Genomic DNA, 9,332 nt, shown 5'->3' with positions numbered 1-9,332 from the left:
CGCTGCCCCGGCCCCGGCCGCCGCGAAGCCCGCGGCCGCCGCGCCGGCGAAGCCGGCCGCCGCCCCCGCGAAGCAGGCCGCGCCGGCCGCTCCCGCCGAGGGCCCGGAGCTGATCACGCTGCGCGGCCCGGCCGCCGCCGTCGCGAAGAACATGAACGCGTCGCTGGAGCTGCCCACGGCCACGTCCGTGCGCGCCGTCCCGGTGAAGCTGCTCTTCGACAACCGCATCGTCATCAACAACCACCTGAAGCGCGCCCGGGGCGGGAAGATCTCCTTCACGCACCTGATCGGCTACGCGATGGTGCAGGCCATCAAGGCGATGCCGTCGATGAACTGGTCCTTCGGTGAGAAGGACGGCAAGCCGACGCTCGTCAAGCCGCCGCACGTCAACCTCGGTCTCGCCATCGACCTGGTCAAGCCGAACGGCGACCGCCAGCTGGTCGTCGCGGCGATCAAGAAGGCCGAGACGCTGAACTTCTTCGAGTTCTGGCAGGCCTACGAGGACATCGTCCGCCGCGCCCGCGACGGCAAGCTGACGATGGACGACTTCACCGGCGTCACGGTCTCCCTGACCAACCCCGGCGGCCTCGGCACCGTCCACTCCGTGCCGCGTCTGATGCCCGGCCAGTCGGTGATCATGGGCGTCGGCTCCATGGACTACCCGGCCGAGTTCCAGGGCACGAGCCAGGACACCCTGAACAAGCTCGGTATCTCGAAGGTCATGACGCTCACGTCGACCTACGACCACCGGGTGATCCAGGGCGCCGCCTCCGGCGAGTTCCTGCGCCAGGTCGCGAACCTGCTGCTCGGCGAGAACGGCTTCTACGACGACATCTTCGAGGCCCTGCGCATCCCCTACGAGCCGGTGCGCTGGCTCAGGGACATCGACGCCAGCCACGACGACGACGTCACCAAGGCCGCCCGCGTCTTCGAGCTGATCCACTCCTACCGGGTCCGCGGCCACGTCATGGCCGACACCGACCCGCTGGAGTACCGCCAGCGCAAGCACCCCGACCTCGACATCACCGAGCACGGGCTCACGCTGTGGGACCTGGAGCGCGAGTTCGCGGTCGGCGGCTTCGCCGGCAAGTCCCTGATGAAGCTCCGCGACATCCTCGGCGTCCTGCGTGACTCGTACTGCCGTACGACCGGCATCGAGTTCATGCACATCCAGGACCCGAAGCAGCGCAAGTGGATCCAGGACCGCATCGAGCGCCCGCACACCAAGCCGGAGCGCGAGGAGCAGCTGCGCATCCTGCGCCGGCTGAACGCGGCGGAGGCCTTCGAGACCTTCCTGCAGACGAAGTACGTCGGCCAGAAGCGCTTCTCCCTGGAGGGCGGCGAGTCCGTCATCCCGCTGCTCGACGCGGTCATCGACAGCGCCGCCGAGTCGCGCCTGGACGAGGTCGTCATCGGCATGGCCCACCGCGGCCGCCTGAACGTCCTCGCGAACATCGTCGGCAAGTCGTACGCGCAGATCTTCCGCGAGTTCGAGGGCAACCTCGACCCGAAGTCGATGCACGGCTCCGGCGACGTGAAGTACCACCTGGGCGCCGAGGGCACCTTCACGGGCCTCGACGGCGAGCAGATCAAGGTCTCCCTGGTCGCGAACCCCTCGCACCTGGAGGCGGTGGACCCGGTCCTGGAGGGCGTCGCCCGCGCCAAGCAGGACATCATCAACAAGGGCGGCACGGACTTCACCGTCCTGCCGGTGGCCCTCCACGGCGACGCGGCCTTCGCGGGCCAGGGCGTGGTGGCCGAGACCCTGAACATGTCGCAGCTGCGCGGCTACCGCACCGGCGGCACGGTCCACATCGTCATCAACAACCAGGTCGGCTTCACCGCGGCCCCCGAGTCCTCCCGCTCGTCGATGTACGCGACGGACGTGGCGAGGATGATCGAGGCCCCGATCTTCCACGTGAACGGCGACGACCCGGAGGCCGTGGTCCGCGTCGCGCGGCTCGCCTTCGAGTTCCGCCAGGCGTTCAACAAGGACGTGGTGATCGACCTCATCTGCTACCGCCGCCGCGGTCACAACGAGTCGGACAACCCGGCCTTCACCCAGCCGCTGATGTACGACCTGATCGACAAGAAGCGCTCGGTGCGCAAGCTCTACACCGAGTCCCTCATCGGTCGCGGCGACATCACCCTGGAAGAGGCCGAGCAGGCGCTGCAGGACTACCAGGGCCAGCTGGAGAAGGTCTTCACCGAGGTCCGCGAGGCGACGTCGCAGCCGGCCGCCGCCCCGTCCCACGACCCGCAGGACGGCTTCCCCGTCTCGGTGAACACCGCGGTCACGGCCGAGGTCGTCAAGCGCATCGCCGAGTCCCAGGTCAACGTCCCGGACCACATCACCGCCCACCCGCGTCTGCTGCCGCAGCTCCAGCGCCGGGCGTCGATGGTCGAGGACGGCACGATCGACTGGGGCATGGGCGAGACCCTCGCCATCGGCTCCCTGCTGCTGGAGGGCACCCCGGTCCGCCTCGCCGGCCAGGACTCGCAGCGCGGCACCTTCGGCCAGCGTCACGCGGTGATCATCGACCGTGAGACGGGCGAGGAGTTCACGCCGCTGATGTACCTCTCCGAGGACCAGGCGCGCCTGAACGTCTACAACTCGCTCCTGTCCGAGTACGCCGCGATGGGCTTCGAGTACGGCTACTCGCTGGCCCGCCCCGACGCGCTCGTGATGTGGGAGGCCCAGTTCGGCGACTTCGTCAACGGCGCCCAGACGGTCGTGGACGAGTTCATCTCGTCGGCGGAGCAGAAGTGGAACCAGACCTCCGGCGTCGTCCTGCTCCTCCCGCACGGCTACGAGGGCCAGGGCCCGGACCACTCCTCGGCCCGCCCCGAGCGGTTCCTCCAGCTCTGCGCGCAGAACAACATGACGGTCGCCATGCCGACCCTCCCGTCGAACTACTTCCACCTCCTGCGGTGGCAGGTGCACAACCCGCACCACAAGCCGCTGGTGGTCTTCACCCCGAAGTCGATGCTGCGTCTGAAGGCCGCCGCGTCGAAGGCGGAGGAGTTCACGACGGGCGAGTTCCGCCCGGTCATCGGCGACGACTCGGTCGACCCGGCCGCCGTCAAGAAGGTCGTGTTCTGCGCCGGCAAGGTCTACTACGACCTGGAGGCCGAGCGGCAGAAGCGCGGCGCCACGGACCCCTCGGCCGCCGAGACGGCGATCATCCGCCTCGAGCGCCTCTACCCGCTGCCGGGTGCCGAGGTCCAGGCGGAGATCAAGAAGTACCCGAACGCCGAGAAGTACCTGTGGGCGCAGGAGGAGCCGGCGAACCAGGGCGCGTGGCCCTTCATCGCCCTCAACCTGATCGACCACCTGGACCTGGCGGTCGGCGCCGACGTCCCGCACGGCGAGCGTCTGCGCCGCATCTCCCGCCCGCACGGCTCGTCCCCCGCCGTGGGGTCGGCCAAGCGGCACCAGGCGGAGCAGGAGCAGCTCGTGCGTGAGGTGTTCGAGGCGTAAGCACCCTCGACGGCATCCGTACGCGGCCGGGCCGCACCCCTTCCGAGGGGTGCGGCCCGGCCGTTTTCCCGCACTTATCCTTGACCCATGTACTTCACGGACCGTGGCATCGAGGAACTGGAGAAGCGGCGCGGCGAGGAGGAGGTCACCTTCGAGTGGCTCGCCGAGCAGCTGCGGACCTTCGTGGACCTGAACCCGGACTTCGAGGTGCCGGTCGAGCGGCTGGCGACCTGGCTGGCGCGCCTCGACGACGAGGACGACGAGTAGGTTCCCCCGCTTGGTCGCGGCGAAGGGACAGCGGGGCGGCGGGGTCAGTCGCGGGGGCGTGAGAGGTCGTACATCAGGCCGAGGGCGCCGTGGGCGACCAGGAGGGCGCCCGCCGCGGTCCAGCCGCCGCTGCGGCGGCGCAGGCCCCAGGCCGTGAGGGGCAGGCCCGCAAGGAGCTGCGCGGTGGCGAGCCCGCGGGCCCGTGACGTGCCCGCCCAGGGCAGCCAGGGGCCGAGACGGCCCCGTTCGAGCGCGTCGAGCTCCATCCGGACCGCTCCGCGCCAGCCGGTCCATTCGATGCGCCGGGCGTCGGGCTGGACGCGGGCGACCTCCCGGAGACGGTCCGCGGGTTCGCCGGGAGTGAGACCGGCCGGAAGGGCCACACCCGCCCGGGCGAGGACCCCGAGCAGGCCCAGCAGCCGGGCGCGGGCGTCCGCCGACGGGTCCGCCTCGGTGAGGTCGTAGAGGGACTGCGCGTCGAGGACCGGGTCCAGGCCCAGCCGCGCGGCGAACGTGCGCATCGCCTCGTCCTCGCCGACCGGGGTGCCGTTCGCGAGCCATACGTAGCCGACGGTGCGACGGAAACCCGCGGCCAGGGTGTAGCCGCTGCGGTCGGCGTCCCACCACAGGGCCAGGACCGGCCAGGGAGCGCCGACGGCGAGCGCGGTGGCCCAACCGGTCAGCACCCGGTCGACAGGCTCCCCTCCCTGCAACCAGGGCTTCCCCTCGGGCACGAGGGCGCTCCACTCGGGGCCGGCCGAGGTGAGCAGCATCCGCTCCCCGAGGAGCTGCGCGACGGGGGCGACGGTTTCCGGGTCCGCGCGGCAGAGCAGCAGCGCACCGGCCGCGGGCGCGGGTCGGGGGCGCGGGGATCCCGGTGTGCTTTCCGTCGACATGACCCCACGCTAGGGCGATTTGCCCCAGTTCATCCTGTGGGATCACCAGAACGGGTGTCTTGACTTCCGACGGGCGCGATATATCGTGAATGACGTGAGACGCGATATGGCGCGTTGCACAGTCCTGTTCGGTCTGCCATGGGTCCGTCTGTTGCGAGGTCGGTCTGTCGCGAGAGTCGGTCGCTCGTGAGGCCGGTCCGTCATGAGGTCGGCTTGTCATTGGGGGTCAGCACATGTCCGAGTGGTCCGTCACCGAGCCACGGAAGCTCACATTCGACGAACCGGTGACGGCGCTCCAGGTGCGCGTCGTCAACGGAACGGTGAACGTCGTGGGCACCGACGAGAGTTCCGCCCGTCTGGAGGTGTCGGACCTGGAGGGCCCGCCCCTGACGGTGACGCAGAAGGACGGCACGCTGACCGTGGCGTACGAGGACCTGCCGTGGAAGGGCTTCCTGAAGTGGCTCGACCGCAAGGGCTGGCGCCGCACCGCGCTGGTCTCCCTCGCCGTTCCGGCGGGCACCCGCGTAGAGGTGGGCGCGGTCGGCGCCACGGCCGTCATCTCGGGGGTGGACGGGCGGACGGAGGTGAAGGGCATCTCCGGCGACACCACCCTGGTCGGCCTGTCGGGACCGGTCCGGGCGACGACGGTCTCCGGGAACGTGGAGGCGCAGGCCCTCACCGGGGATCTCCGTCTGAGCTCCGTCTCCGGTGACCTGACCGTCATCGAGGGGTCCTGCCCGACCCTCAAGGCCGACTCGGTGAGCGGCTCGATCATCCTCGACCTCGACCCGGTGGGCGGCCCGACCGAGGTCGGCCTCACCAGCGTCTCCGGCGAGATCGCCATTCGCCTCCCCCACCCCGCCGACGCCGAGATCGAGGCCAACACCGCCAGCGGCACCATCTCCAACGCCTTCGAGGACCTCCGCGTCAGCGGCCCCTGGGGCGCCCACAAGATCACCGGCCGTCTCGGCAGGGGGAACGGCCGCCTGAAGGCCACGACCATCTCCGGCTCCATCGCGCTCCTGCGCAGGCCCCCGGCGGAGGACGAGCCCTGGGACGAGGGCGAGAGCGTCGGCGAGACCGTGTCGGACACCCCGCCGACCGATCCGTCCGACGCCGTGACCGACAATGCGATTGCCGGTGCCACCGCCGAGCCGTCCGGCGCCCCCGCGGGCCACCCGGACCCCGACGGCACCACCGGCTCCTCGCCCGACGGCCCCGCCGACGGCACGAGCCCCAGCACGACCGACAAGAAGGTGCTCTGACATGCCTCCCGTCTTCGCCCACGGACGCCTGCGGCTGTATCTGCTGAAGCTGCTGGACGAGGCGCCGCGCCACGGCTACGAGGTGATCCGACTGCTGGAGGAACGCTTCCAGGGCCTGTACGCCCCCTCCGCCGGCACCGTCTACCCCCGCCTCGCCAAGCTGGAGGCGGAGGGTCTGGTGACCCACACCACCGAGGGCGGCCGGAAGGTGTACGCGATCACCGACGCGGGCCGTGCCGAACTGGCCGACCGCAGCGGAGAACTGGCCGACCTGGAGCTGGAGATCCGTGAGTCGGTGGCGGAGCTGGCCGCCGAGATCCGGGCCGACGTACGGGGCGCGGCGGGCGACCTGCGCCGCGAGATGCGGGCGGCGGCCTCCGCGGCACGCCAGGCCCCGGGAGCGGGCAGCGGGGAGCACGGGCCGCTCGGGGAGTTCGGGGAGCAGGGCGACAAGGAGGCATGGCGCGCGGCGAAGGAGGAGATGCGCCGCGTCAAGCAGGAGTGGAAGGAGCAGGCCCGGCGCGCCAAGGACGAGAGCCGCCGTGCCCGCGAGGAGGCCCAGCGAGCCCGCCGCCAGGCCAAGGAGGCGCAGGAACGGGCGCGCACCCAGGCCCAGGAGGAGCTCCAGCGCATCGCCAAGCGGGTCCAGGACCATGTCCAGGACCACTTCTCCCGCGGCGACTGGCCGACCGGGGTCCGCGAGGGACTGACGGAACTGGCCAAGGAGTTCGGCGAGTTCGGGAAGGACTTCGGAAAGGAGTTCGGCAAGGACCTCGGCTTCGGACGCCCGGGCGCGGGGTCCGGCCCCGACACGGCGGGGGCGCCCGGCACGGGCTCGGGCACCGGCTCGGCCACGGGACCCGGCACGGCGCCGGGCGGGGCGGGGGGCGACTCCGGTGTCTGGGAGCCGGACTACTCGACCACACCGGAGGACTTCCCGGGCGCCTATGAACCCTCCTGGGTGCACGAGGCCCCCACGGGCGACCCGGCCCGCGATCTCGACCGGCTCCTGGACCGCTTCCGCGACGACATCCGCGACGCGGCCCGCGACCACGGGGTGACGGAGGACCAACTCCGTGACGCCCGCCGCCACCTGTCGACGGCGGCGGCCCACATCGGAGCGGCGCTGCGGGCAGCCAAGGGGTAACGGCAAGAGGCGAGAACGGGGTAACGGCGCGAACGGGGTAACGCGCGAACGGGGAGGCCCACACGACACGGCCGGGCCTCTCCCCGCGGTCAGCTCGCCCTGGCCTCCCCCGCTCCGTACAGCACGCGCTCCAGGGACGCGTAGGTCACGCCATGGTCGGCGAGGACCTCGGCGGGGACTCCGGGGCGGGTGGTGAGGGCGAGCAGCAGGTGCTCGTCACCGATGTGACGGTCACTGTGGGACTGGGCGACCCGGAGGGAGCGGGTGAGCACGTCCTTGGCGTCGCGGGTGAAGGGCCGGTGGCCCGAGCGGCGAGCGCGCCCGCTCCTGCCGCCGCGCCCACCACCCCTTCGGCCGAACCCTTCGCCTCCGCCGCCGTCATCGTCACCAGCACCGTCGGCCCCACCGTCGTCCCGGCGCCGCCCCGGCTCCAACGCACCCGTGCCATGGGCCTCCTCGACGCGGGAGACGATCCGTGCGAGGTCGATACCGAGGTCGGACAGGGCGTCCGCGTCGGCGCGGGTGAGACCGCACCGCCGTCGGGCGTCGGCGAGGGCCTGTGCGACGGATCCCCGGTTGTCCGCCAGCCCCAGCGAGGCGAGGGCGAACGAGGCACGGCTGGCGCGGCGGTCCAGCAGGGCGAGCAGAAGATGCTCCTCGGTCACCTTGTCGGCGCTGGAGCGTTGCGCGTGGTCGACCGCGGCGAGGACCACGGCACGGGCATCCTTCGTGAACCGTTCGAACATCAATGCCTCCCGTACTTTTTGTGCACGGCCTGCCTGCTCACACCGAGTTCCGTGGCGATCTCCTGCCACGACCAGCCCTGATTGCGCGCACTGCGCACCTGTACCGACTCCAGTTGCTCCAGCAGCCGGCGCAGCGCGGCGACGGCCCGCAACCCGATCCGGGGGTCGCGGTCGCCGGCCCGCTCGGCGAGATCCGTTGCTTCGGTCATATCGTCAACTTACGTTGACACAGGGCTGTTGTCAATGTTGGTTGACATGACGAAGGCCGGCCCGAGAAGCCGGGCCGGCCATGGTGACGCTCTCTCAGCAGGGGCGAGCCGTCAGGGGTTGGTGAGCACGATCTTGCCGAAGAGGTCGCCCGACTCCAGGCGCTCGAAGCCCTCGCGGGCACGGTCGAGGGGGAGCACCTCGTCGATGACGGGGCGGACGCCTGTCGCGGCGCAGAACGAGAGGAGGTCCTCCAGCTCGTCCTTGGTGCCCATGGTGGAGCCGACGACCTTCAGTTCGAGGAAGAAGATGCGGGTGAGTTCGGCGTGGGAGGGGCGGTCGCCGCTGGTGGCACCGGAGATGACGAGCGTGCCACCGGGGCGGAGCGACTTCACCGAGTGGGACCAGGTGGCGGCACCGACGGTCTCGATGACCGCGTCGACGCGCTGCGGCAGCCGGGCACCCGACTCCAGCGCCTCGACCGCGCCGAGTTCCAGGGCCCGCTTCCGCTTCGCCTCGTCCCGGCTGGTGGCGTAGACCCGCAGGCCGGCGGCCTTGCCGAGCACGATCGCGGCGGTGGCGACGCCGCCACCGGCACCCTGAACGAGGACGGAGTCACCCGGACGGACGCCGCCGTTGGTGAAGAGCATGCGGTAGGCCGTCAGCCAGGCGGTGGGCAGGCAGGCGGCCTCCTCGAAGGAGAGTTCCGCCGGCTTGGGGAGAACGTTCCAGGTGGGGACGGTGACCAGCTCGGCGAAGGTGCCCTGGTAGCGCTCGGTGAGGATCGAGCGGGGCTCCTTGGGGCCGACGCCGTGGCCGCTCTGGCCGATCACCGAGTGCAGGACGACCTCGTTGCCGTCCTCGTCGACGCCGGCGGCGTCACAGCCGAGGATCATCGGCAGCTTGTCCTCGGCGAGGCCGACGCCGCGCAGGGACCACAGGTCGTGGTGGTTCAGCGAGGCGGCCTTCACCTTGACGGTGGTCCAGCCGGGCCTGGACTCCGGAGCCGGGCGGTCGCCCAACTCCAGTCCGTTGAGCGGGTTGTCACGGTCGATACGGGCGGCGTAGGCAGCGAACATGGGCCTGACCATAGGTGTACGCCGCACCCGATGGAACCGCACAACGCTGTGACACGCGTCCCGCGAAGGGCTCCGCCCCGCGAAGCCCCCGGTCGACTGCGGGTGGGTGGGGCTGATCGCGGCCACGCGCCGGAGCCGCATATGTCACCGCCCCGCGCCCCTGGAGGGACGGGCCTGCGGCCCGCCCTCCCCCGGAAGGCGCGGGCCTGACGGCCCGGCCTTCCTACCTTCCTCAGGTGGCGCC

General features: G+C 71.3%; 8 protein-coding genes. 4 read left to right on the top strand and 4 right to left on the bottom strand.

What is annotated here, in order from left to right:
• Window positions 1-3,481 (top strand): multifunctional oxoglutarate decarboxylase/oxoglutarate dehydrogenase thiamine pyrophosphate-binding subunit/dihydrolipoyllysine-residue succinyltransferase subunit (locus M8J73_RS42245; protein ID WP_249829831.1); only part of this gene is annotated, 3,481 nt, incomplete at its 5' end.
• Window positions 3,482-3,568: 87 nt separating this feature from the next.
• Entirely contained in the window at window positions 3,569-3,748 is a 180-nt protein-coding gene (locus M8J73_RS42240; RefSeq protein WP_003992906.1) for a DUF6104 family protein, read from the top strand.
• A 44-nt stretch (window positions 3,749-3,792) separates the two neighbouring features.
• Here M8J73_RS42240 and M8J73_RS42235 read toward each other — a convergent pair whose 3' ends face one another.
• The gene (locus M8J73_RS42235) at window positions 3,793-4,644 is read right to left on the bottom strand and encodes a hypothetical protein (protein WP_055540423.1); all 852 of its coding nucleotides are present in this window, start codon (window positions 4,642-4,644) and stop codon (window positions 3,793-3,795) included.
• Window positions 4,645-4,877: 233 nt separating this feature from the next.
• Here M8J73_RS42235 and M8J73_RS42230 point away from each other — a divergent pair, with 233 nt between their 5' ends.
• Both M8J73_RS42230 and M8J73_RS42225 read left to right on the top strand, forming a co-directional pair.
• A complete protein-coding gene (locus tag M8J73_RS42230) occupies window positions 4,878-5,909 on the top strand; it encodes a DUF4097 family beta strand repeat-containing protein (protein WP_055540422.1) in 1,032 nt (343 codons plus the stop codon).
• Between the two features lies 1 nt (window position 5,910).
• Window positions 5,911-7,056, top strand: a complete 1,146-nt coding sequence (locus M8J73_RS42225) for a PadR family transcriptional regulator (RefSeq protein ID WP_055540421.1) — start codon at window positions 5,911-5,913, stop codon at window positions 7,054-7,056.
• Window positions 7,057-7,145: 89 nt separating this feature from the next.
• Here M8J73_RS42225 and M8J73_RS42220 read toward each other — a convergent pair whose 3' ends face one another.
• From M8J73_RS42220 to M8J73_RS42210, 3 genes are all read right to left on the bottom strand, one after another.
• Entirely contained in the window at window positions 7,146-7,802 is a 657-nt protein-coding gene (locus M8J73_RS42220) for a Clp protease N-terminal domain-containing protein (protein WP_055540420.1), read from the bottom strand.
• Window positions 7,802-8,011: an RNA polymerase sigma factor sigma-70 region 4 domain-containing protein gene (locus M8J73_RS42215; RefSeq protein WP_055513588.1), complete on the bottom strand. Its 210-nt coding sequence runs from the start codon at window positions 8,009-8,011 to the stop codon at window positions 7,802-7,804. The genes M8J73_RS42220 and M8J73_RS42215 overlap by 1 nt, the downstream gene beginning before the upstream one ends.
• Window positions 8,012-8,122: 111 nt before the next feature.
• Complete coding sequence (locus M8J73_RS42210; RefSeq protein WP_055540419.1) at window positions 8,123-9,088, bottom strand: zinc-binding dehydrogenase; 966 nt, start codon at window positions 9,086-9,088, stop codon at window positions 8,123-8,125.
• Between the last annotated feature and the right edge of the window lie 244 nt (window positions 9,089-9,332).

Source organism: Streptomyces neyagawaensis (assembly GCF_023516595.1).
Lineage (GTDB): Bacteria > Actinomycetota > Actinomycetes > Streptomycetales > Streptomycetaceae > Streptomyces > Streptomyces neyagawaensis.
This window is presented reverse-complemented; position numbering and strand designations above follow the sequence as displayed.

Bases quoted from the DNA above. Each gene is read 5' to 3' on its own strand.
- M8J73_RS42240 (WP_003992906.1), top strand. From the start codon at position 3,569: ATGTACTTCACGGACCGTGGCATCGAGGAACTGGAGAAGCGGCGCGGC.
- M8J73_RS42235 (WP_055540423.1), bottom strand. From the start codon at position 4,644: ATGTCGACGGAAAGCACACCGGGATCCCCGCGCCCCCGACCCGCGCCC.
- M8J73_RS42230 (WP_055540422.1), top strand. From the start codon at position 4,878: ATGTCCGAGTGGTCCGTCACCGAGCCACGGAAGCTCACATTCGACGAA.
- M8J73_RS42225 (WP_055540421.1), top strand. From the start codon at position 5,911: ATGCCTCCCGTCTTCGCCCACGGACGCCTGCGGCTGTATCTGCTGAAG.
- M8J73_RS42220 (WP_055540420.1), bottom strand. From the start codon at position 7,802: ATGTTCGAACGGTTCACGAAGGATGCCCGTGCCGTGGTCCTCGCCGCG.
- M8J73_RS42215 (WP_055513588.1), bottom strand. From the start codon at position 8,011: ATGACCGAAGCAACGGATCTCGCCGAGCGGGCCGGCGACCGCGACCCC.
- M8J73_RS42210 (WP_055540419.1), bottom strand. From the start codon at position 9,088: ATGTTCGCTGCCTACGCCGCCCGTATCGACCGTGACAACCCGCTCAAC.